A 21,592-nucleotide genomic window follows, 5' to 3' on the forward strand; every position below is an offset into this window, starting at 1 on the left:
AATCAAGATTGACGTCAATCTTGATGCAATTGATCAATGTGAGGCCATATGAGCTGGATCACCGCCGAGCAGGCCCTGGCGCAGCTGGGCACCAAGCCGCAAACGCTTTATGCCAATGTGAGCCGTGGCCGGATTGGCGCGCGACCCGACCCCGCCGATCCGCGACGCAGCCTTTACCGGCAGGAGGACGTCGAGCGGCTGGCCGCCCGGCAGAAGGGTCGACGACCAGCTCACACAGTTGCGACTGGAACCATCGCCTGGGGCGAGCCCGTGCTGGAAACGGCCATTGCGACAGTAAAGGATGGCCGATTGCTTTACCGCGGCCAGGATGCAGCCGCCCTGGCCGAAGCGGCGACGCTGGAAGAGGTTGCAAGGCTCCTCTGGCAAAGCGCCGCGCCACCCGTTTTTGGCAGCACGACGCAGGTGGGAGAGCCCGGCTTGCCAGCGGCCTACCGCGCCACGGCGGAACTGGCCGCGACTGACATGCCCACCGCCGGGCGCACGCGCACGGTGCTGATTGCGGACGCTGCGAGGACGGTGTCTTTTCTCGCCGAGGCGTTGGCCGCGCCGGGCGATGCGCCGCTGCATTCTCGCCTGGCCAGGCAATGGAACCGGCCCGACGCAGCAAATGCCATCCGCCGGGCCCTGGTGCTTCTGGCCGAGCACGAACTCAATGCCTCGACCTTTGCGGCGCGGGTGACGGCATCCACCGGCGCGCCTTTATCGGCGGCGGTTCTGGCGGGATTGGCAGCCCTGTCTGGTCCGCTGCATGGCAATGCCAGCCAGAGCATGGCGGGACTGGTGGAGCAGGCACAAAAGCAGGGTGCCGCCAAGGCCATTGGCGCCCATATCCGGCAGGGAAGTGCGCTGCCCTGTTTCGGGCATCGGCTTTATTCAGATGGCGATGTACGAGCCGATTCACTGATGGCGGCGTTCAACGTGCCGATAGTGTTTGCGGAACTGGCCGCGACCGGAGAGCGGCTGATCGGCGAAAAGCCCAATATCGATTTTGCACTCGCCGCATTGACGGCAGCTTTCAACCTGCCGTCTGACGCGCCGCTGCAAATCTTTGCCCTGGCCCGCAGCGTGGGCTGGATCGCCCACGCTCTTGAACAGGTGGAGACCGGCGCGCTGATTCGACCGCGTGCCCGCTACTCCGGTCCGGACCCAATGATCAGTTGAAAACGCTCGCGCCCTTGTCAGCCACACCCACCAGGCTACGGAAACCAGCGAACAGTTCGCGGCCCATGCCAAAATGTTGCGGGCGGAGGTCTTCGGTCGAGGGTGTGCGCGAGAAAAATTCCTTCTCGTCCCCGAGGAAGGTCAGCGTGCCTTCATTGGCGTCGAGCCGGATCACGTCGCCATCGCGGATCTTGCTGATCGGTCCGCCGTCCATGGCCTCGGGCGTCATGTGGATCGCGGCGGGCACCTTGCCAGAGGCACCCGACATGCGTCCGTCGGTCAACAGAGCAACCTTGAAGCCGCGATCCTGCAGCACACCCAGGGCCGGTGTCAGCTTGTGCAGTTCGGGCATGCCGATGGCCTTGGGACCGGAGAAGCGGACCACGGCGATCATGTCGCCGGTCAATTCACCTGCCTTGAAGGCGGCCTGCAGGCCCTCCTGTCCGTGGAACACCCTGGCGGGCGCTTCGATCACGCGGTGCTCGGGCTTGACCGCGGAGACCTTGATGACCGAGCGACCCAGATTGCCCTTGAGCAGTTTCAAGCCGCCAGTGGGCTGGAACGGCGTCTTGGTGCTGGTCAGAACCTTGGGCAGCGCGCTTTCGTCGGGCGCCTGCTCGAAGCTCAGCGTGTCCTCGATCAGTTTGGCTTCGACCGTATATCCCGAAAGACCAGTGCCCCACACTGTTTTGACGTCCTCATGCAGATAGCCGTCATTGAGCAGTTCCTTGATGAGAAAGCCCATGCCGCCGGCCGCATGGAAATGGTTTACGTCGGCCACGCCGTTGGGATAGACGCGCGCCAGCAATGGCGTGGCATCGCTGAGATCGCTCATATCGTCCCAGGTGACCTGGAGCCCGGCCGCGGCGGCCATGGCGATCAGGTGCATGGTGTGATTGGTCGAGCCACCCGTGGCATGCAGCCCGACGAGGCCATTGACGATGGCCTTCTCGTCCATGATGTGGCCGATGGGCGTATAGTTGTTGCCTCGTGCCGAAAGCGACAGAGCGCGCTTGGTGGCCTCGCGGGTCAGGGCGTCGCGCAGCGGGGTGCCTGGATTGACGAAACTGGCGCCGGGCAAGTGGAGGCCCATGATTTCCATGAGCATCTGATTGGAATTGGCCGTGCCATAGAATGTGCAGGTGCCGGCCGAGTGGTAGGACTTGCTCTCAGCTTCCAGCAGTTCGGCGCGGCCGACCTTGCCCTCCATGTAGAGCTGGCGGATCTTGCTCTTTTCGTCATTAGGCAGGCCCGAGGGCATCGGCCCAGCCGGAATAAAGACGGCTGGCAGATGGCCGAAGCTCAGCGCGCCAATGACCAAGCCCGGCACGATCTTGTCGCAAATGCCAAGATAGACGGCGGCATCGAACATGTTGTGGCTGAGCGAAATGGCGGTCGCCATGGCGATCACGTCGCGGCTGAACAGGCTCAGATCCATGCCTGGCTGCCCCTGGGTGACGCCGTCGCACATAGCCGGGACACCGCCAGCCACCTGCGCCGTCGCGCCAACCTCACGCGCCGCTTCCTTGATGATTTCGGGGTAGAATTGATAGGGCTGATGGGCGCTCAGCATGTCGTTATAGGAATTGACGATGCCCAGGTTCAGCGTCTTGTTGCCGGCCAGCGCGGCCTTCTCCGAGGGGGAACAGGCGGCAAAGCCGTGGGCAAGATTGCCGCAGGACAAGGCAGAACGGTAGACGCCCTGTTCCTTGGCCGCATCGAGACGGTCGAGATAGTCGCGGCGGCTGTCACGGCTGCGCGCGGCAATGCGGTTGGTCACGTCCTGGATAGCCTGGCGGACGGTCATGGCAAGTCTCCATATGCTGGCAAGGACGCGCCAGAAGGGGGCCGCTGGCGCGGTTATCCTTGCATCAAAATACCAGTACCAATCAGCGGCCAGGGCGGTCGATTGGGGACCGCCCCAGGAGCCTTATGGGCACCAGTAAACAGTCACCGGCGCGCCCGAGCGCAGAACGGCGCGGATCGGCATGTCCTTAACCGGGCCGTCACCCAGCGCGGTTTCGAGCACCTCGGCCTTACCCTCACCTTCAATGTGCAAGTAGAGGCTATCGGTTTTGAGCAGGGCCGGCAGAGTGAAGGTCACCCGTGGTTCGCCGGCACCAGGGGCGCGAATGGCGAGCGTAGGACCTTCCTGGGTCAGCGCCGCGTCCAGCGTGTCACCGCCCGGAAAGAAGCTTGCCGTGTGGCCATCATTGCCCATGCCCAGAATGACCGCAGCAAAAGGCTGGGGCAGATCAGCCATCAAGGCGTTGGTCTTGGCAATTGCGGCTTCGGTGGGCTCGTCGCCACCAGAGTACAGGGGGAAGAAACGCGCCGTGGCGGCCGGTCCCTGCAACATCTTCTCATTGACCAGAGCGGCATTGGAGCGATCGCTGGTTTCATCGACCCAGCGCTCGTCGACCAAGGTTACCACCACCTTGGACCAGTCGATATCCTTGGTCTTGCCCAAAGCCTGGAAGAATTTGCCCGGTGTTGACCCTCCGCTCACGGCGATGGCGGCCACGCCGTGAGTGGCAATGGCCGCGCGGATGCGATCGGCCACGGACTCGGCCAGTTCCTTGGCCAAGGTCGACTTGTCGGCGAAGCTGCGGCGTTCGATGCTCACGAGTTCGGACCCTCATACCAAGTGCGGCCGTCGCGCTCGATCAAGGCCACGGCGCCACTTGGGCCCCAGGTACCGGCGGTGTAGGTCTGCGGCGGCTCGGAAGAGCGATCCCAGGCCTCGCGAATGGGATCGACCCACATCCAGGCCGCTTCGAGCTCGTCCCGGCGCATAAACAGGGTCTGGTTGCCCCGCACCACGTCGAGCAGCAGGCGCTCATAGGCTTCGGGCGTGCGCTCGGTGAAGGTCTCGGCAAAGCTGAGATTGAGCGGCACCTGGCGCAAGCGCATGCCACCCGGCCCCGGATCCTTGATCATCATCATCATCTTGACGCCCTCATCGGGCTGCAGGCGGATGATCAGCTTGTTGGCCTTGGGTGCGCCCTCGGCATGGTCGAAGATCGAATGCGGAATGGGCTTGAACTGAATGCAGATTTCCGACACGCGCTCAGCCATGCGCTTGCCGGTGCGCATGTAGAACGGCACACCCGCCCAGCGCCAATTGTCGATCTCGGCCTTGAGCGCCACGAAGGTTTCGGTGTGGCTGCCCTTCTTGTCCTCGGGCAATTCGTCCTGGTAGCTGGCCACGGCGGCGGTCTCGGACTTCACGCCGCGATACTGGCCGCGCACGGTCTTGGTTGCGACTTCGCCGTTGGTGATGGGGCGGAGGGCCCGCAGAACCTTAAGCTTCTCGTCGCGCAGTGCATTGGCATCGTCGCTGGCGGGCGGCTCCATGGCCACGAGGCAGAGCAACTGCAGCATGTGGTTCTGGATCATGTCGCGCAAAGCGCCACTCTCGTCATAATAGCCGCGCGTGCCGGCGCCGACACTCTCAGCTACGGTCAACTGCACGTGGTCGATATGGGCCGAATTCCAGATCGGCTCGAACAGGGTGTTGGCAAAGCGCAGCGCCAGCAGGTTTTGCACTGTCTCTTTGCCCAGATAATGGTCGATACGGTAGACCTGATCTTCCTTGAAGATCTTGGCCACACCGTCATTGATTTCGATCGACGAAGCGAGGTCATGGCCCAAGGGCTTCTCAATCACCACACGCGCGTCGCGGCGATAGACCTTGGTCTTGGCCAACTGCTCGGCGATAGGCTCGAACAGATCTGGCGCCACAGCCAGGTAGAAAGCGCGCACCACTTTGGGATCGTCGCGCAGCGCCTTCTTGATATCGCCCCAGCCGGCCTCGTTGGACACGTCATTGACCACGTAGGAGAAGATGGTCAGAAAGCGCTTGATGGTCTCGGCGTCCTGGTAATCCTTCTCTACGAACTGGGCGATGGCATCACCGGCCAATTTCTGGAACTCGGCGTCGCTGAACTTGGAGCGCGAGACGCCAATGATGCGGCTCTGCTCGTCGAATTGACCATCCAAGAAACGGTGGTACAGCGCAGGTATCAGCTTGCGCTTGGTCAGGTCACCGGTGGCGCCGAACACCACGTAATCGAAAGGCTGGACGGGAATGATGCGGCTGGACAAAGTGGGACGTCCCTTAGTTTGACGCGAAATTCTGTTTGGCGAGGATCACCGCGCCGTGCAGAGGTTCGTATTTGGGCAAAGCGACAAAGTCACCATAGTGTTGCTGCAGGATGGGGAAGAGGCGTTGCCCCAGCCCACCGACGATGGCCATGACGTTGGCGCCGTGGCTCTTGAACCAGTTCACGTAGGTGTCGACGTAGCCGACCTGGATGGCCAACAATTTCTGCGCGACCGGATCGTTCTGTTCGAGATAATCAAAGAAAAGCGGCATGAGCTTGCCGAACTCACCCGGCGCACGTCCCACCAATGCATCGTCGCAGCCTTCCGAGCCGTCGCGGCTCAGAAGCTTCAAATCCATTTCCGTAGCAAAGGACCAGGTCATGACCGCCTGATTGTCGCCGCCCAATGCGGAGATGACCGCCCTGGTCAAGGGCGAGGCCTCGACCAGACCGTCTTCGGCTTCAACCGCATAGCGCACCAGTTCGCGCCCGAGGATGGCGCCGCTCATCTGGTCGCCGATGTGAAAACCCCAACCGCCAGCCTGGTGGCGGGTGCCATTGACGATGGACATGGCCGCCGAGCCGGTGCCGATGATGACGACGCCGCCCTCCTCGCCGCCCAGGGCGCCGGCATGGGCGATGTCGATATCGTCATAGACCTTCACACCGGCAAAGGGCCAGGAGCGCGCCGCAAACGCGTCACGCGCCGAATCCATGCGACCACCGGCCATGCCGAAACAGGCATAGGTGTTGGCAGCTTCGGCAAAATCGATTCCCGCCGCCTGAAACACATCCTGCGCCCCGGCGCTGATGGCTTTGTAGGCAGGTTCGCCCCCGTCGATCTGCAGGTTCGACCGGCCGTTCTTGACCTCTGCCAGTGTTTCCAGCTGCTCATTGGCCAGGCGCACGCGGCAATTGGTGCCGCCTCCGTCAACGCCAAGATAATATCGCGGCACGAAAGGCATCTCCGTGGGTGTGAGGAAAATTGAAGGCAACAGGCGAATGCCGTGCCCCACTTCTCCCAAACTAGGTGGTCAATTCGGCGCGGACCATAATGCGAAAGGCGCTAAGACGAAAGTAGTAGGCGCCAAGAAAATGGCATTGCCTAGTCGGCCTGCTGCATGCACCCCCTGCGTAGAGCGCGAGGCGGGGGAACGCCTTGCAAGCCCGACACGTTTGGGGCGAAGGTATCGGTCACGGAAAAAAGGGGAGCGGCGCGGCCCGAGCAAGGATTGACCATGACACGACATTGCCTGGTCCTGGGCGGCGCTCGCTCGGGAAAAACTGCCTTTGCCGAGGGGCTGGCGCTGTATGCCGGGTCCAGGCCCGCCTATCTCGCCACGGCCACCGTGCTGGATTCGGAAATGCATGAGCGTGTGCGCAGTCATCAGGCCAGTCGGGGCGAAAGGTTCACGACAATCGAGGAGCCAGTCGAGCTGTCTCACGCCCTGCTCAAGGCCGCGAAATCGCATGACGTCATCCTGGTCGACTGCCTGACGCTGTGGATCACCAATCTGCTGCTGGCCAATGGAGACGTCGCGACGGCCGTCACCGAGCTATATGGAACTCTTGAAGAGCTTCGGCAGACCAAGGTCATCCTCGTGTCCAATGAGGTCGGAATGGGCATCGTTCCGGACAATGCCATGGCCCGCACCTTTCGTGATCTGGCCGGTTCGACTCATCAGCGGCTCGCAGAGATCTGCGACGATGTCTATTTCATTGCCGCCGGATTGCCCCTCACGATGAAGGGAGAAAACCCTGGCCCGCTCAGCTGATCAGCAGCATGAGCGCGATAAGGCCGCTCAGCCCCAGCAAAACGTCTAGTGTACGGCGATAGAGCAATAGAGCCGGCATGATGTCGCTTGGCCCCAGCCCCGCCTTGCCGCTGCCGAATGCGGGCAGATCGACCAGTTCGCCATCATAGCTCCGCGGACCGCCGAGCTGGAAATTGAGCGCGCCGGCAAAGGTTGCTTCTGGCCAACCGGCATTGGGCGAATCGTGTTTTGCCGCATCACGCTGCGCTGTCGCCCAGGCGCGGCCAGGGCTGGCACCCGGTGTGAAGAAACATGCGCCAGTAATAAGCAGAGCACTAAGGCGCGCCGGTACCCAATTCAGCACGTCATCGAGCTTCGCTGCTGCCCAGCCATAATCGCGATAACGCTCATCGCGATGACCGATCATCGAATCAGCCGTGTTGACGGCCTTGTAGACGGCAATGCCTGGTAGCCCGAACAGCAGCAGGAACAGCCAGGGCGCGATCACGCCATCCGAGGTGCTCTCGGCCAAGGTTTCCACTGCGGCGCGGGCTACCCCCGCCTCATCGAGCGCCTGCGGATCGCGCCCGACGACGTGGCTGACCGCCTCTCGACCAGCTTCGGTTGACGTTCGCAGCGCCTCGGAAACCGTCTCGACAGCCCGTCCCAATTCCTTCTGGGCCAGAAACGCCGTGGCAATCATCATCTCGATGATCCAGCCCAACGGAACCCAAGACAAGACGGTGCGGATACCGACAGTAACAATCAGAACCGAAAGCACGAGCAAACCCAGAGCGACAATACCAGCCAACTTGCGCTGGGCAGGCAAGCGGCGCGTGGTGTTCAGCCGCTCTTCACAGAAACTGATCAGCTTGCCGAACCACATCACTGGATGGCCGATGGTGTCGATGAGCTTTTGCGGGTAGCCGAGCCAGCGTTCGACGGCCAGGGCCAAGGGGGAAATCAGCGGATCCACGTCTCAGGTCCTTATCGGTGCGGCCAGGGCCAGGAGCTGGTCGATATCGATATGGGTTTCGAGGTGGCTGGCAAGATCGTCGAGAGCACGTTCCACACCTGCCTCATAATTGAGGTCCGGCTCCGAAGACGCGCCCAGAAAAGCGCTGCGAAAGCGGTCGGCCGCAAACAGGCCATGCAGATAAGTGCCGAAAACGCGACCGTCGGCGCTGATGGCACCGTCTGTCTCACTGCCAATCCGTGCGAATGGACGCGCCCTATCGGGGCCGCTCGTGATGCCCATATGCATGTGGTAGCCCGAGAGAGTTTCGCCGCTTGGCAGATGAACAGCCTGCTCGGTTCGCAATTGTTTTGTCGGCGCCAGGACGGTGTCGACCTGTAACAGGCCCAATCCTTGGCTGGTGCCGGGTGGACCCTCAATACCCTCCGGATCGGCGATGGTTCGGCCCAGCATCTGGTAGCCACCGCAAATTCCCAAGACCAGCCCACCGGTACGGTGGTGTGCATATATATCGATATCCCAGCCATTAGCGCGCAGCTCGTCCAGATCGGCCCGCGTGGCCTTGGAGCCCGGCAGAAGAACGAGCTCTGCGTCGCGCGGCACAGGTTGGCCGGGTTGCACAAGAGTGAGCGTCACCCCTGGCTCCGCACGCAGGGGGTCCAGATCGTCGAAATTGGCGATGCGCGGCAAGCGAGGCACGGCAATGTGCAATGCCCCCTTCCCCCCGGCATAGCCTTCAAGCGCCAGCGCATCCTCCGCCGGCAGCCGGGCCGCATCGGTAAAGTGGGGTACCGGACCCAGGCAGGGCAGACCGGTCCGCGTTTCCAGATAGGTTTTGCCGCTCTCGAAGAGGAGCGGATCGCCGAAAAACTTGTTGACCAGACTGGCGCGAACCAGTGCCGCATCGTCAGGCTCAATAACGTCCAGAGTACCGACGATGGAGGCAATAACCCCGCCGCGGTGTATATCGCCAATGAGGACAACCGGGACATTTGCGGCGCGCGCAAAGCCGAAATTGGCAATGTCACCCGCGCGCAAATTGACTTCTGAGGCGCTGCCGGCCCCTTCGACCAGCACATATTCCACATCTGCTGCCAGCTCAGAAAAGGCCGCCATGACTTCTGGCAGCAATTGGCCACGATCGACCCAATATTGCCTCGCGCTCAAGCTGGCGCGGCGCTTACCGCGCACCACGACTTGCGAGCCTGTTTCGCCCTCGGGCTTGAGCAAGACCGGGTTCATTGCGGTGACGGGGTCGCGGCGGGCGGCGCGGGCCTGCAAAGCCTGGGCGCGGCCGATCTCGCCCCCATCGACCGTAACGGCGGCGTTGTTGCTCATATTCTGCGGCTTGAAGGGCGCGACCTTAAGGCCACGATTGTTGAGCGCGCGGCAAAGGCCCGCGACCATCAGCGATTTTCCGACGTCGGAGCCGGTGCCCATGAACATCAGAGCTTTCGTCATGGTGCCCTTATGGCGCACAGATGACGTGGGCGTAAGACCCCATGATCCGCTCCAGGACTGCGCCCATGGGCGGCTGCCGAATGTTTTCGGCATCCACCGCCTCAAACAGCGGCGGCAACCCGCTGCCCTTGGCCGATGAATAGTGGAATTCGTGGCCATTGAGACCGGCGGGCCAGGGCAAGGGACTTTGGTGGATGAGACGGCGATATCCCAGAACGCGCTTGGGCCGGTCGATGCGGGTTGTCACGGGCAACAGCCCGGTCATGGCGTGGCCGGTACCATGCTTGTCGACCAGACTGTCGCCCAGCACCATGAAGCCTCCACACTCGCCATAGATCAGAGCACGGCGATCCCGCGCCGCAACCAATCCCTGTCTAAAGGTGCTTGCTGCAGAAAGAGCTTGGCCATGCAGCTCGGGATAGCCGCCGGGCAGAAAAACTGCGTCGGCATCCGAATCCGGAGCTTCATCGGCCAAGGGCGAAAAGAAACTGAGGCTTGCGCCCTGGGCCCGCCAGCCATCGAGCAGATGCGGATAGAGGAAGGCGAAGGCCTTGTCGCGCGCAATGGCAATGCGCTGACCCAGCGGCGACAGAGCCGTTGGGGGCGTCGCTTCAGCCGCCAGAGGAGCTGAGAGACCGAGCAGTTGTTCCAGATCGACAAAGTCGCTGACGGCACCGGCGGCGTGGTCGAGGAAGGCGTTAAAATCCTTGGTTTCCCCAGGCATTACCAGACCCAGGTGCCGCTCTGGAACGACAAGTTCGGGCCGGCGGGGCACGGCGCCCAGACAGGGGATACCAGTCTCGCGCAAGGCAGCGATCATCATGCGCTCGTGTCGCGCGCTGGCGACGCGATTGAGGATGACGCCGGAAATCGTCACGCCCATCCGCCAATGCGCGAAGCCGGCCACCAAAGGCGCCACAGACTGGCTATGCCTGTCGGCATCGACGACCAGAATGACCGGCAGGCCGAGGGTTTCGGCCAGGTCACCAGTGGAGCCCCTGCCATCGGCGGCGGCGTCGAACAGGCCCATGGCCCCTTCGACCACCAGCAGATCCGCCCCCGTCGCCTGCTGGTTTGCGAGAGCCTTGACCTGTGTCGCGGGCATGGCCCAGGGATCGAGATTGATGGCCTCCCGCCCCGCGGCAAGGCTGGAAAAGTGCGGATCGATATAGTCAGGGCCTGACTTGGCCGGAGCAACCACGAGGCCCCGGCGGCGAAGGGCGGCCAGCAGGCCCAGCGCAATCACCGTTTTGCCCGAACCAGAACGCGCTGCGGATATCACAAACCCCTTAGCCAAAGACATGCCTCCGCACCTCTTGGACATACCAGTCGAGGCCGCCGCGATAGCGAGAGACCGGTCCTACAAGGACAATGGCTGGTGTCGGTATGTTCTCAAGTGTCCCGGCCTCGCCCAGCGTGGTCTCCAGCACACTCTGTTCGGGCCGGGCGATATTGGAAACAATGGTCACCGCTTCGCTTGTATGCCGCCCCGCCGCCAGCAGGTTCGCAGCTATGCGCGGGAGGTGCTTGACCGCCATGAACAAGACGATCACCGGGGCCGCCCGGGCGGTTGCGGGCCAATCCACAGCGCTGGGGACAGCGCCGGTGTCATCATGGCCGGTGACGAATATCACTGCATGATTCGTTTCGCGATGGGTGACCGGCAGCCCGGCATAGGCCAGCCCGCCGAGCCCCGAGGATATGCCGGGCACGATGCGGAAGGGGATGCCTGCTTCCGCAAGGGCAGTCGCCTCCTCGCCGCCACGCCCGAACATAAAGGGGTCGCCGCCCTTGAGCCGCAGCACGCGTTTGCCCTGCCGTGCCAATTCAATCAGGCGAATGGTGATATCAGCCTGTTTGGGCGAGGGTTTGCCGCCGCGCTTGCCAGCATGGATGCGCAGGACATGATCGGGCGCCAGCGCCAGAATGTCAGGGGACACCAGCGCGTCATGGACAATCACATCGGCCTGTCCCAGCGCGTGAAAGGCCAGAAGCGTCAACAGGCCCGGACCACCGGGCCCGGCGCCGACCAGCCAAACCGAGCCGGGTAAAAATGGCGGAAAATCGGCCAGGGCCAACCTGGCAAAGTGATCATCGCTCATCGTGGCCGCGGGAATGCTTGAGTGCCATGCCGCGGGCAGGCAGATTGGCTCTCACGATGGACACCAAGACATGAAAATCCTGATTCTGGGGGGAACGACAGAGGCGCGGGAGCTGGCCAACAGGCTGGTCGGCGACGGCCATGACGTCATCACGTCGCTGGCGGGCCGAACCCAGGACCCTATACTGCCCAAGGGCCGGCTGCGCATGGGACGGTTCGGGGGCATTCCGGGGTTGAGCGCCTATCTGCGCGCGGCCGGAATCGAGCGGCTGGTGGACGCCACCCATCCTTATGCCGGGCAAATGTCGATCAACGCCGTTGCAGCATCCAACGCCAGCGGAGTGAGGCTGGTCCGCCTGATGCGCGCGCCCTGGGTGCCAGCGCCTGGCCAGCACTGGACCGTTGTTGGCTCCACGCGCGAGGCCGCGGATGCCTTGCCCAGCAATGCCACCGCACTGCTGACGACCGGACATGCGGGTCTTGATGATTTTATGGGGCGAGAGGATTGCCGGTTCCTGGTCCGCGTCATCGAAGCGCCGCCTGAACCATTGCCCGCACATGCCGAACTCATTACGAGCCGGCCGCCCTACCAACTGGCCGATGAAATCGCGCTGATGCAGCGTCATGGCATTACGCACCTGGTCAGCAAGAATTCGGGAGGCGGACAGACGGCGGCCAAGCTCGAGGCGGCGGCGCAGCTATCGGTGCGGGTGGTAATGATCGAGCGCCCCATTTACGGTCCGGCCCATGAAGTAGACACAGTCGAGGCCGCTCTGAACGCACTGGGCAGCGACATATCCTGACGTGCCGCCAGTGCACAGGTCACGTTGGCGCTGCACTGCTTTTGAACCAGCAGGGAGCCGAACTGCATGGCAGCGGCCTCGGCGACCGAAACTAGGCCTGTGTGGTGGCGTACGCGCGCCGAGGGATTTGGAACACTGATTTCAATGTCCGCTTCGCCAACAGACAGAACGGGCACATCAAGGATCACTGCCGCCCCGACCAGCGCTGGGTGAGAAGACTTGCGATCAAGGGTCGCGAGGGCCGTCAAGTCGCTGCGCGTCAGTCCTGTCTGTGCAAGGCAAAAATCGAGCAGGTGGAGGACTTCGTCGCTCTCGGCGCTGGCTCGCAAACCGATGCCGGCGACTATGGCCATCAGATTGGTGCCGGCGGGCTGGCCGGAATGTGCATCTTTCATTCTCGCCTCGCTCAAACGAGGCAGCATCACTCAAAAACCGGAGCAGCCCCGGGCTTGGTCCCGCATTTTGGTCGACCGCACCAGGCTCTGTTTCAGTTCCATCTTGGGAACGCTGCGCTGCTTCCGGTTCTAGGCCGGGCAAAGTGCGCGGTCAATCAATGGGTTGGGCCCAATGCCGGCCGAATGGCCAGCAGTTACGAATGCTTCTGAAAATCGTTCGCAAATACAACAACTTGCGACCTAGGCACAGCTCCGGTAAGGCGGTACTCAAGAGCAAGGAGAGCGCCATGCCGGTCAATCGCACCCTGGCCATCGCCGCGTCCAGCATCCTGGTGGGGCTGATCGTGCTGGGGCTCAAGTTCCTCGCCTGGCGGCTGACAGGTTCGATCGCCCTTTATTCGGATGCCCTGGAATCCATCGTCAATGTCGTGACGGCCATCGGAGCGTTCATCGCGGTGCGCCTGGCGCAAAGGCCTGCCGATTCAAGCCTGCCCTATGGCTATCACAAGGCAGAATATTTTTCGGCCGTGCTGGTGGGCGTCATGATTATCGTGGCCGCCATTCTGATCCTGCGTGAAGCTGCGATGGGGCTTCTTGCCCCCGAAATGCCTGATGCGCCGGTCCAGGGCCTCGCCGTCAGCTCTGTTGCGACGGCGATCAACCTAGTCTGGGCCTTCGTCCTGCTGCGGCAAGGCCGAGCGGCCAAATCTCCCGCCATTACCGCGGACAGCAAGCATCTGATGACCGATGTGATCTCGACCCTCGGCGTGCTGGTGGGGCTGGTTCTGGTCTATGTCACCGGCTGGGCGCAGTTGGACGCTGCTCTGGCAGTCCTTGTTGCCCTCAATATCCTGTGGTCGGGTTGGGGCGTCATAAAAGAAAGCGTCGGCGGGCTGATGGATGTCGCCGTGCCCGACGACACACAGAAAACCATCCGTGAGGTCATAGCCACGAGTGCCGAAGGGGCCATCGAGGCGCACGACATTCGCACCCGCCAGGCTGGCAGGATGACGTTCATCGACTTCCATCTGGTGGTTCCTGGCGCCATGAGCGTGGACGATGCACATGCCATTTGCGACTGCATCGAGGCCCAACTTCGCCAGGCCGTCAGCGACGTGCAGATCACCATTCATGTCGAGCCTGAAGACAAGGCCAAGCACGCCGGAATTGTTGTTCTCTGACCGGCTTGTCGAATGCGGGAATGCCGGGCACAGTCCGGATCATGCGCCGCATATTGATCCTTTTTCTGTTTCTACTGCCATCATCGGCAATGGCTCAATACTGGGGCCACTACGTCAATGAGCGTTTCGGCTACGAGCTCGACATTCCTCCGGGCTATGAGGGCCAGGGCGAGAGTGAGAATGGCGATGGCCAGACCTTCCATCTGCTCAAGGCCGAACAGGTATTGGCCGCATGGAGCGGATATTTCGTTGAGGGGTTCGAAGCCGAGGTCGCACAGCGGCAGCGCTTTGCCATCGATGAAAACTGGGCCATCACCTATCAGGCTTCGACACCGCAATGGGCCGTCTTCTCTGGCCAGCGCGACCACCGCATCTTTTATCAGCGCATGATGCCGCTATGTGACGGCGCAAGCTATGCGGGCTACCGCATCGAGTACAATACTCGCGATCTGGCGGAGATGAACGCGGTAATCGACGGGCTGACACGGTCGTTCGTGCCAAGGGGCTGCTAGAACTCAATCCCCTTCTGCGCCTTCACGCCCGCGCGGAAGTGATGCTTGATCTCTGTCATTTCGGTGACCAGGTCGGCGATTTCGATCAACTCTTCCTTGGCATTGCGGCCAGTGACGATAACGTGCTTTTCAACTGGCTTGCTGCGCAGTGTCTCAACCACTTCCTCGAGCGGCAGGTAGTCGTAGCGCAGGCAGATATTGAGCTCATCGAGCAAAACCATATCGTAGTCCGAGTCAGCGATAAGCGCCTTGGCCTGATCCCAGGCCTTTCGGGCGGCCGCTAGATCGCGCTGCCGGTCGGCAACGTCCCAAGTGAATCCCTCGCCCATGGCATTGATGGTCACCTGATCGGGGAACTTGTCGAGTACGTCGCGTTCCCCGGTATTCCACACGCCTTTGACGAATTGCACCACGCCGACGCGCATGCCATTGCCCAGGGCCCGAAACACCATGCCGAAGGCCGCCGTCGACTTGCCTTTGCCCTTGCCGGTATGGACGATGAGCAGACCCTTTTCTTCGGTCTTGGTGGACAGGATCTTGTCACGCGCCGCCTTCTTTTTCTTCATCTTTTCGGCGTGATAGGCGTCGCGCTCCGCCTCGGTCATGAGGTCGGTTTTCTTGACGGGTTTTTCAGTCATGCGAGGCGCTCCGCGTGGTCGATGATCATTCGCGCCGCCTGATCGGGCGCAATGTCGGTAGTATCAATAGTGAGGTGATGGGGATGGAGGACAGGCAGCAACTGGCGCGTAGTGCGCACCTTTCTGGCGCCAACGGCGTCAGTCATCTTGAGGCGCTGCTCGCGCTCTGGTGAAGGGATGCGGATGTCATACGTGTCATCGGAGGCCACAAGGGTAACCGGCACAAAGCAAGCACGACGCTGCTCGGCAGCAGCCTGCACTTCGGAGAATGCTGCCCGGTCCATCGGGTCGGCATCCATGAGCGCGTTCGTCAGGATGAAGCTGGCGTCCGGACGGGCCAGTTCGGTCATAGCAACAAGCGCCTGACGCCGGATGGTCATGATCAGATCCCAGGCGCGTTCTGGTATCTTGGTTTTCCCATCTTCCCGGATCAACGAGAAGATAACGTTGTTGGCCAGATGGTTGTCAAAGACACGGGCACCCGTGGCCGCGGCAATGGCACGGGCGATGGTGAGTTTGCCGACCCCATAGTGGCCGATGAGATAGATGATGGTGTTTTTCACGCTTCCCCCGAAAGGAAAGCATAGGCGGAATTGGATCGCGGAGACCAGAGGCCTCTTTGGCGGGCCTCGTTGAACTTGGCTATGAGTTCATCATAGCCGAAGCGATTGGCCTCGATCAGCCATTCGCGTATGGCCTCGTCTTCAATGAAGGCTTCAAAGGCGAGGTCGAAATGATGTGTCTTCACCGCGCCGGTGGTGGCCGCGAAGGCGAACATGAAATCGACCGTGGCGATGATCTCGAAGGCACCGCGATAACCGTGGCGCTGCATGCCCGCGATCCACTTGGGATTGACGACGCGCGAGCGCATGACGTGGCTGATTTCTTCTTCCAGCGTACGGATTTTCGGCGTCTCCGGACGGGAATTGTCATTGTGATAGGCGGCGGGCTTGTGGCCAGACAGGGTCTCGGCCGCGACCGACAGGCCACCCTCGAACTGGTAGTAATTGTCGCTGTCGAGCAGATCGTGCTCGCGATTGTCCTGATTGTGGATGACGGCGTCGATCTGGCCAAGGCGGGCGCGGAAACGATCCCGCATGGCTAGTCCCTCGGCGGTTGCGCCATAGGCATATTGGCCCCATGAAACGGCCTGATGGGCGAGTTCGGCCTTGTCCGACCAGGCGCCATTGTCGATCAACTGACCGAGGCCGGCGCCATAAGTCCCAGGCTTTGAACCGAAAATCCGGGCACCGGCTTCCAGGGCTGCTGCACTTTCCGACTTTCCAGCCGCAATCAGGCCAAGGGCTTCGGCTCGCATGCGGGCGGCGATTGGGTTGTCGTCTTCCGGCTCGTCCAGCGCACCGATGGCGCGGACGGCCCGGTCGAACAGGGCGATCTGTGCCGGGAAGGCATCGCGGAAAAAGCCGGAGATGCGCAGGGTCACGTCAACGCGGGGGCGGCCAAGTTTTGCCAGCGGGATGATTTCATAGCCCGAGACGCGCAGCGAGCCCGGGTCCCAGGTGGGGCGGGCGCCAATCAGGGCCAATGCCTGGGCGATATCGTCGCCGCCGGTGCGCATATTGGCGGTGCCCCAGACCGACAGGGCGACGGCGCGGAGGTGTTGACCATGGTCCTGCAGATGACGCAAGACGAGGCTTTCGGCGGATTTTCTCCCTAATTCCCAAGCACTTGGCGTGGGGACAGCGCGGGCATCGACGGAGTAGAAATTGCGGCCCGTGGGCAGGACGTCGAGGCGGCCGCGTGAGGGGGCGCCGGATGGGCCGGGAGCGATGAACTTGCCGTCGAGCGCATCGAGAAAGGCCTGCATTTCTGCGGGCCCCGAGGCGGCGAGGCGGGGCTTTATGGTGGTTTCGACGGTGGCGAGAACGGCTCGGGTTGCGGTCCAGCCGGATGGGCAGTCGCGCTTGGCGGCGACGAGATCGGCGGCGATGAGTTCGAGTTTCTCGACCATGTCGCCGATCCGACGCAACCCTCCTGGAGGGTCAAGATGAACGAATTCCGGATCGGTCAATGAAGGTCCGGTCCAGGGCTCGCCCAGCTTTGTCGTGAGGGGATCAAAACCGAGTTTCAGATCGTCGGCAATGGCGCGAATGAGCGAGTTATCCCCGGGCAACTCGCCGCGCGGTATTCTGGCCAGTGCGACGGTAAGGTCTCGCGCGAAGCCTCCCGCGGGCGATGACCCGAACACATGCAGTCCGTCGCGTATCTGGGCTTCCTTCAGATCGCAGAGGAAGTTGTCGATCTTGATCAGGGCCTCGGTCTCGCCTTCAGGCAGGCCGATGTCCTGATCGAGCCGGCTGTCGCGGGTGAAATCGAGGATGCGGCGTTTGAGATCGGCGAGACGCCGCCGGTCCATGCCGGAGGCGGCGTAGTATTCGTCGAGCAGGGCTTCGAGATCCTTGAGCGGCCCATAGGTCTCGGCGCGGGTCAGCGGGGGCACCAGGTGGTCAATGATGACCGCCCCGGTGCGCCGCTTCGCCTGGGTGCCTTCACCCGGATCGTTGACGATGAAGGGATAAAGATGCGGCAGCTGGCCCCAGAGGGCATCGGGATAGCAATCGGCATCGAGCGCCGCCGACTTACCGGGCAGCCATTCGAGCGTGCCATGCTTGCCATTGTGGACGAGCGCATGGGCACCGAACTCGTGGCGCAGCCAGAGATAGGCGGCGATATAGGCGTGCGGCGGAACCAAGGCCGGATCGTGATAGCTCTCGGTTTCGTCCAGATGCCAGCCACGAGCGGGCTGAAGCATGAGGACGATATTGCCAAAGCGATGGGCCGGCAGGTGGAAGGCGTTGTTTCGGATGAAGGGATCGGTTGCCGGGTCACCCCAGCGCGCGGTGACGGCCTGCTGGATTTCGGTCGGCAGCGCGGCGAAGAGCTCGATATAGCGACGGAGCGGAAGGACAGCGCCGGAATGACCGCGTTGGGGAGCGGCGTTCGTGGGGCCCGCTTGCAGGCAGGCAATGAGGTCGGCGGAAGTTCTCGGGTAGGCCCCACGGCCTGTGGCCGTCGCGCAATCGTACCCCGCCCTATCCAGCGCCATCAGCATCTGAACGGTCGATTCGGGCGCATCGTAGCCGACGCCGTTGGCAAGTCGTCCGTCGCGGATGGGATAGTTGGCGAGGACGAAAGCAACTTTGCGATCTGCGCGGGGGGTGGCCCGGAGGCGAGCCCAGTTGAAGGCGAGATCGACGGCGCGGCTGATGCCGCCATGATCGGGCGCGTAGGCCGATAGCGGGCATTGGGTGCGCTCATGCCAGACGGCGTCGGCTTTGTGGCCGACCAGCAGCCCGCCGATACGGCCATCGACCTCGGGCATGACGAGATACATCGCCATGTCTTTCGACGAGAGCCCCTGCGGGTCGGCGGCCCACTGGCTCTGGGACCGGCCGGACTGGATGAGCTGGATCACCGGCGCATCTGTGCCTGCGAAAGGATTTGATGCCTTATCGAGATCGGCAACCCCGAGGGCGAAAGCGGTGAGATTGAAAATGGCGGCGGGCGGGAAGGCGGCGAAGACCTGCTGCACGTAGGCGATGCAGGCCGCTTCCTTGAGCGAAGACACGACGATGGGCACCGGGGTGAGGCCACGGGCCTCCAATGCGGCAATGAGGGCTTCGAGCGTTGCGGTGCCGGCGCCTTCGAGAGCGGCGCGGTAGAAGAGGATGGGGATATGGGGCGCCGCATCGAAGTACCCCCTCCCGGCCTCCCCCTGACGGGGGGCGGAGTCGGCCGGTGGCCGTTCGTGGGTGGCGCGAAGAGCCGCTTCGTCGGTCATGCCGGTTTTTGGGTGCCAGAGGCCGAAGCGGGGGAAGGGGTGCGGGGCGCTTCCTCCGCCCAGTCGAGCGTAGCTCTCCTGGCCTTCTTGCCTCAAATCGCTCCGCTGGAGCGATTTGCCCTGCGGGACAGCTCGAAGCCCCTCAAGGGGGAGGGTAGGCAGGGCCGCCAGTCTCGAGAATGCCTGCAGAATTGCATCGGCATTTTCGGGGCCGCCAGCAACGAAGAGGCGGTGGAGGGTCGACCAGTCATCAGGGTGAAGGGTCGAACGGTCGCGCAGGATGGGATCAGGATTGGCGTCGCCGGGCAAGAGAACGAGCGGGATACCGCGATTGGCGCACAGCGCCGTCAGTTCGTCGACGCCATATTGGAAATAGGCGGCGCCACCAATGAGGCGGAGCACCACCAGCCTGGCATGGGCGACGGTTTGCTCCAGCCACATGTCGACGGACAAATTGTTGGAGAGGCGCAGCGTATTGGCGAGCCTGAGGCCATTCTCCCCTGCTCGGTCGGCGGCGCCCGCCAGCATGGCCAGTTCGCTGTCTGCCGAGGACGCGAAGACGTAGTCCCCCGGGGACTGGGCGAGGTCGATGGCCTCGCCTTCCTGCTGAACGGCTCCGGCCTGGGCGGAGAGGAGATGCATGGTCAGGCCGCCGCCTGCTCCAGACTGGCCGTGATCGCCGCTCGGTCCAGCGGCTGTTCGCCGATCACCACCAGCGAGGTCACCTTGGCCTCGTCGGCCTTCCAAGGGCGGTCGAAATAGGCGGTGACGCGCGGACCAACGGCCTGGATGGCCAGGCGGGCAGCGGCGCCGGGGACGGCCGCAAAGCCTTTCAGCCTGAGGACGTCATGCGCCTTGATGGTGTCTTCGATGATCGAGAGCAGGTGATCCTTGCCCTGGATGGATGGCAAGGTCAGGGAAAAACTGTCGAAATCGTCGTGCTCATGGGTTTCACCGCCATGCTCCAGCTCGTGGTGGCTGGGGCGATTGGCAATGTCGTCTTCGGAGGACATGCCGAGCCCCAGAAGTGCAGTGATGTCGACATGGCCATTGGCGGCGCGGACAATGCCGACACCGGGGCGCAATTCGGCGCGGATGTTCTTCTCGACGGTATCGAGCATGGCGGCATCGACCAGGTCGGTCTTGTTGATGATGACCATGTCGGCGGCAGAGAGCTGATCCTCGAACAGTTCGCCCAGCGGCGTTTCGTGATCGAGCATTTCATCCCTGCGGCGCTGGGCATCAACGGCAGCCTCGTCGGATGCAAAGCGGCCTTCAGCCAGGGCTGCGGCATCGGCAACGGTGACGACGCCATCAATGGTGACCTGGGCCTTGATTTCGGGCCAGTTGAAGGCGCGAATCAGCGGCTGCGGCAGGGCCAGGCCCGAGGTTTCGATGACGATGTGATCGAATTTTTCGTCGCGGGACAGCAATGCCTGCATGGTGGGTATGAACTCGTCGGCGACGGTGCAGCAGATGCAGCCATTGGAGAGTTCCACCATGTCCTCCTCGCGGCAGGTTTCATCCCCGCAGCCGGCCAGAATGTCCTTGTCGACACCCAGATCACCGAATTCGTTGATGATCAAAGCAATGCGCTTGCCCTTGGGCGCATGGGCCAGCATGTGACGCACCAGGGTGGTCTTGCCGGCGCCGAGAAAGCCGGTGATGACGGTCGTGGGGATCTTGGTGGTCATGCAGCGTCCGCTTTCAAAAAAGGCCGGGCGAAGACGAGCATTTTTGGGCGCGCAGCCACATATGCCCTGCTTCGTTGTCCACCCGACAACTGACAACAGATGGGCAAAATGCCCATGAATGGCGGCAGGTCTCCTGACTCACGGTGAATGCAGCGCCCCCGCCTTCCCCGGCGCGTCTGGCGCCAAGTGGCTCATTGAGAGCGCCCACCGCTTACAGTTGCGGGGGCAGTCACGGAATTGGCGCCTGATGGCTAGACCACACCGTGTTCCCTTTTAATCCCGAGGCACGTCCGTACCCCGGGAACCGTCATCGCTTTAGACCTACGCCGGGCGCCGATCGGGGTCAATCGCGATAGTCGGGATGCGGATAGCCGATGGCCACCGATTGGACATAGGCGCCGACTTCTGTCAGCACGGGATTAGTGGACTGCACAGCTTGATCGCCGATGATTGAATCGATGTCGATCCCGGCTGGGTAGTCTTTTGCGTCAAAGCGCAGGGAGAGGTGACATCCGCCGGCCGGAGCCGCGAGCGCCCCGGTTTCGAAGCCGGCATAGCCGCCATAGTCCCAGCCGAAACCGCTCAAGGTGAAGGGTTTGCCATTGAGCGCTTCGATCTCGGCTACGCTCATGCCGGCGCGAACGCCGCCAGGTCCGGCTAGTTTGGCTGGCAATCCGATTGCGCTTGGATCGGTCCGGGCATCCTCGTCCCACCAGACAAATTCGAGCATGCGCTTGGGGTTGTCGGGAAAGATGCGTGTGGCCAGCATTTCGGTGCCTTCCGGACCCGGGACGATGCCAGTGCGGACATACTCGGCGCCATAGATTTCAACGAGCCGCGCCTCGGAACTGTCGATGGCAAAAGCCCCTTCGCAAGCGATCTCCGCGGCTCCTGCCGGGCCCGAGAGCAGGAAGGCGGACAGCAAGGCGAGCCGCAAGGTCATGACGTGTCTCCTCAATCCGGGTGAGAGTGACGCAGAGGCGTTTC

19 protein-coding genes and 1 riboswitch are annotated in these 21,592 nt (G+C 62.5%); of the genes, 5 read left to right on the forward strand and 14 right to left on the reverse strand.

Annotation, left to right across the window (positions count from 1 at the left end; genetic code table 11):
* Positions 1-48 precede the first annotated feature (48 nt).
* Positions 49-1,182, forward strand: coding sequence for a citrate synthase (locus ACE4RL_RS16690; protein WP_375598228.1), 1,134 nt, complete (start codon positions 49-51; stop codon positions 1,180-1,182).
* Here the strand turns inward: ACE4RL_RS16690 and edd are convergent.
* The 4 genes from edd to ACE4RL_RS16710 all read right to left on the reverse strand — a co-directional run bounded on the left by edd (position 1,175) and on the right by ACE4RL_RS16710 (position 6,244).
* Positions 1,175-2,989: a phosphogluconate dehydratase gene (gene edd / locus ACE4RL_RS16695; protein ID WP_375598229.1), complete on the reverse strand. Its 1,815-nt coding sequence runs from the start codon at positions 2,987-2,989 to the stop codon at positions 1,175-1,177. The genes ACE4RL_RS16690 and edd overlap by 8 nt on opposite strands.
* A gap of 123 nt (positions 2,990-3,112) precedes the next feature.
* Complete coding sequence (gene pgl / locus ACE4RL_RS16700; RefSeq protein WP_375598230.1) at positions 3,113-3,808, reverse strand: 6-phosphogluconolactonase; 696 nt, start codon at positions 3,806-3,808, stop codon at positions 3,113-3,115.
* The gene (zwf, locus tag ACE4RL_RS16705; protein WP_375598231.1) at positions 3,805-5,289 is read right to left on the reverse strand and encodes a glucose-6-phosphate dehydrogenase; all 1,485 of its coding nucleotides are present in this window, start codon (positions 5,287-5,289) and stop codon (positions 3,805-3,807) included. Before zwf ends, pgl begins: the two co-directional genes overlap by 4 nt.
* A 13-nt stretch (positions 5,290-5,302) precedes the next feature.
* Positions 5,303-6,244: a BadF/BadG/BcrA/BcrD ATPase family protein gene (locus tag ACE4RL_RS16710; RefSeq protein ID WP_375598232.1), complete on the reverse strand. Its 942-nt coding sequence runs from the start codon at positions 6,242-6,244 to the stop codon at positions 5,303-5,305.
* Positions 6,245-6,526: 282 nt separating this feature from the next.
* On the opposite strand from ACE4RL_RS16710, the gene cobU reads away from it, so the two are divergent.
* Positions 6,527-7,063, forward strand: a complete 537-nt coding sequence (gene cobU, locus ACE4RL_RS16715; protein ID WP_375598233.1) for a bifunctional adenosylcobinamide kinase/adenosylcobinamide-phosphate guanylyltransferase — start codon at positions 6,527-6,529, stop codon at positions 7,061-7,063.
* On the opposite strand, the gene cbiB is transcribed toward cobU, so the two are convergent.
* From cbiB to cobA, 4 genes are read right to left on the reverse strand one after another with little or no spacing between them, the layout of a single operon-like run.
* A complete protein-coding gene (cbiB, locus tag ACE4RL_RS16720; RefSeq protein ID WP_375598234.1) occupies positions 7,056-8,018 on the reverse strand; it encodes an adenosylcobinamide-phosphate synthase CbiB in 963 nt (320 codons plus the stop codon). The genes cobU and cbiB overlap by 8 nt on opposite strands.
* A gap of 3 nt (positions 8,019-8,021) precedes the next feature.
* Positions 8,022-9,479: a cobyric acid synthase gene (locus ACE4RL_RS16725; RefSeq protein ID WP_375598235.1), complete on the reverse strand. Its 1,458-nt coding sequence runs from the start codon at positions 9,477-9,479 to the stop codon at positions 8,022-8,024.
* Between the two features lie 7 nt (positions 9,480-9,486).
* A complete protein-coding gene (locus tag ACE4RL_RS16730) occupies positions 9,487-10,782 on the reverse strand; it encodes a cobyrinate a,c-diamide synthase (protein ID WP_375598236.1) in 1,296 nt (431 codons plus the stop codon).
* Complete coding sequence (gene cobA / locus ACE4RL_RS16735) at positions 10,769-11,581, reverse strand: uroporphyrinogen-III C-methyltransferase (protein WP_375598237.1); 813 nt, start codon at positions 11,579-11,581, stop codon at positions 10,769-10,771. The genes ACE4RL_RS16730 and cobA overlap by 14 nt, the downstream gene beginning before the upstream one ends.
* A 70-nt stretch (positions 11,582-11,651) precedes the next feature.
* On the opposite strand from cobA, the gene ACE4RL_RS16740 reads away from it, so the two are divergent.
* Complete coding sequence (locus ACE4RL_RS16740; protein ID WP_375598238.1) at positions 11,652-12,383, forward strand: cobalt-precorrin-6A reductase; 732 nt, start codon at positions 11,652-11,654, stop codon at positions 12,381-12,383.
* Here the strand turns inward: ACE4RL_RS16740 and ACE4RL_RS16745 are convergent.
* Positions 12,314-12,778, reverse strand: a complete 465-nt coding sequence (locus ACE4RL_RS16745; RefSeq protein WP_375598239.1) for a cobalamin biosynthesis protein — start codon at positions 12,776-12,778, stop codon at positions 12,314-12,316. The two genes, ACE4RL_RS16740 and ACE4RL_RS16745, sit on opposite strands and share 70 nt — an antisense overlap.
* Positions 12,779-13,065: 287 nt before the next feature.
* Here ACE4RL_RS16745 and ACE4RL_RS16750 point away from each other — a divergent pair, with 287 nt between their 5' ends.
* Both ACE4RL_RS16750 and ACE4RL_RS16755 read left to right on the forward strand, forming a co-directional pair.
* Entirely contained in the window at positions 13,066-13,959 is an 894-nt protein-coding gene (locus ACE4RL_RS16750; protein ID WP_375598240.1) for a cation diffusion facilitator family transporter, read from the forward strand.
* A gap of 20 nt (positions 13,960-13,979) precedes the next feature.
* Complete coding sequence (locus tag ACE4RL_RS16755; RefSeq protein WP_375598241.1) at positions 13,980-14,471, forward strand: hypothetical protein; 492 nt, start codon at positions 13,980-13,982, stop codon at positions 14,469-14,471.
* Here the strand turns inward: ACE4RL_RS16755 and cobO are convergent.
* The 5 genes from cobO to ACE4RL_RS16780 form a co-directional block, all read right to left on the reverse strand.
* Entirely contained in the window at positions 14,468-15,109 is a 642-nt protein-coding gene (gene cobO / locus ACE4RL_RS16760; RefSeq protein ID WP_375598242.1) for a cob(I)yrinic acid a,c-diamide adenosyltransferase, read from the reverse strand. The genes ACE4RL_RS16755 and cobO overlap by 4 nt on opposite strands.
* Positions 15,106-15,672, reverse strand: coding sequence for a hypothetical protein (locus ACE4RL_RS16765; RefSeq protein WP_375598243.1), 567 nt, complete (start codon positions 15,670-15,672; stop codon positions 15,106-15,108). Before ACE4RL_RS16765 ends, cobO begins: the two co-directional genes overlap by 4 nt.
* Positions 15,669-19,553, reverse strand: a complete 3,885-nt coding sequence (gene cobN, locus ACE4RL_RS16770) for a cobaltochelatase subunit CobN (RefSeq protein WP_375598244.1) — start codon at positions 19,551-19,553, stop codon at positions 15,669-15,671. The genes ACE4RL_RS16765 and cobN overlap by 4 nt, the downstream gene beginning before the upstream one ends.
* Positions 19,554-19,555: 2 nt before the next feature.
* Positions 19,556-20,605 (reverse strand): cobalamin biosynthesis protein CobW, encoded by a 1,050-nt coding sequence (gene cobW / locus ACE4RL_RS16775; RefSeq protein WP_375598245.1) that lies wholly within the window; start codon positions 20,603-20,605, stop codon positions 19,556-19,558.
* Positions 20,606-20,710: 105 nt separating this feature from the next.
* Positions 20,711-20,929: riboswitch (cobalamin riboswitch) on the reverse strand.
* Positions 20,930-20,948: 19 nt separating this feature from the next.
* Positions 20,949-21,548, reverse strand: coding sequence for a hypothetical protein (locus ACE4RL_RS16780; protein ID WP_375598246.1), 600 nt, complete (start codon positions 21,546-21,548; stop codon positions 20,949-20,951).
* Positions 21,549-21,592: the final 44 nt, after the last annotated feature.

The organism is Devosia polycyclovorans (genome assembly GCF_042181575.1).
GTDB classification, from domain to species: Bacteria; Pseudomonadota; Alphaproteobacteria; order Rhizobiales; family Devosiaceae; genus Devosia; species Devosia polycyclovorans.

Excerpts from the sequence above, each read along its gene's own strand:
- ACE4RL_RS16690 (WP_375598228.1), top strand. The coding sequence starts at position 49 with ATGAGCTGGATCACCGCCGAGCAGGCCCTGGCGCAGCTGGGCACCAAG.
- edd (WP_375598229.1), bottom strand. The coding sequence starts at position 2,989 with ATGACCGTCCGCCAGGCTATCCAGGACGTGACCAACCGCATTGCCGCG.
- cobU (WP_375598233.1), top strand. The coding sequence starts at position 6,527 with ATGACACGACATTGCCTGGTCCTGGGCGGCGCTCGCTCGGGAAAAACT.
- ACE4RL_RS16725 (WP_375598235.1), bottom strand. The coding sequence starts at position 9,479 with ATGACGAAAGCTCTGATGTTCATGGGCACCGGCTCCGACGTCGGAAAA.
- ACE4RL_RS16730 (WP_375598236.1), bottom strand. The coding sequence starts at position 10,782 with ATGTCTTTGGCTAAGGGGTTTGTGATATCCGCAGCGCGTTCTGGTTCG.
- cobA (WP_375598237.1), bottom strand. The coding sequence starts at position 11,581 with ATGAGCGATGATCACTTTGCCAGGTTGGCCCTGGCCGATTTTCCGCCA.
- ACE4RL_RS16740 (WP_375598238.1), top strand. The coding sequence starts at position 11,652 with ATGAAAATCCTGATTCTGGGGGGAACGACAGAGGCGCGGGAGCTGGCC.
- ACE4RL_RS16745 (WP_375598239.1), bottom strand. The coding sequence starts at position 12,778 with ATGAAAGATGCACATTCCGGCCAGCCCGCCGGCACCAATCTGATGGCC.
- ACE4RL_RS16750 (WP_375598240.1), top strand. The coding sequence starts at position 13,066 with ATGCCGGTCAATCGCACCCTGGCCATCGCCGCGTCCAGCATCCTGGTG.
- ACE4RL_RS16755 (WP_375598241.1), top strand. The coding sequence starts at position 13,980 with ATGCCGGGCACAGTCCGGATCATGCGCCGCATATTGATCCTTTTTCTG.
- cobO (WP_375598242.1), bottom strand. The coding sequence starts at position 15,109 with ATGACTGAAAAACCCGTCAAGAAAACCGACCTCATGACCGAGGCGGAG.
- cobN (WP_375598244.1), bottom strand. The coding sequence starts at position 19,553 with ATGCATCTCCTCTCCGCCCAGGCCGGAGCCGTTCAGCAGGAAGGCGAG.
- cobW (WP_375598245.1), bottom strand. The coding sequence starts at position 20,605 with ATGACCACCAAGATCCCCACGACCGTCATCACCGGCTTTCTCGGCGCC.
- ACE4RL_RS16780 (WP_375598246.1), bottom strand. The coding sequence starts at position 21,548 with ATGACCTTGCGGCTCGCCTTGCTGTCCGCCTTCCTGCTCTCGGGCCCG.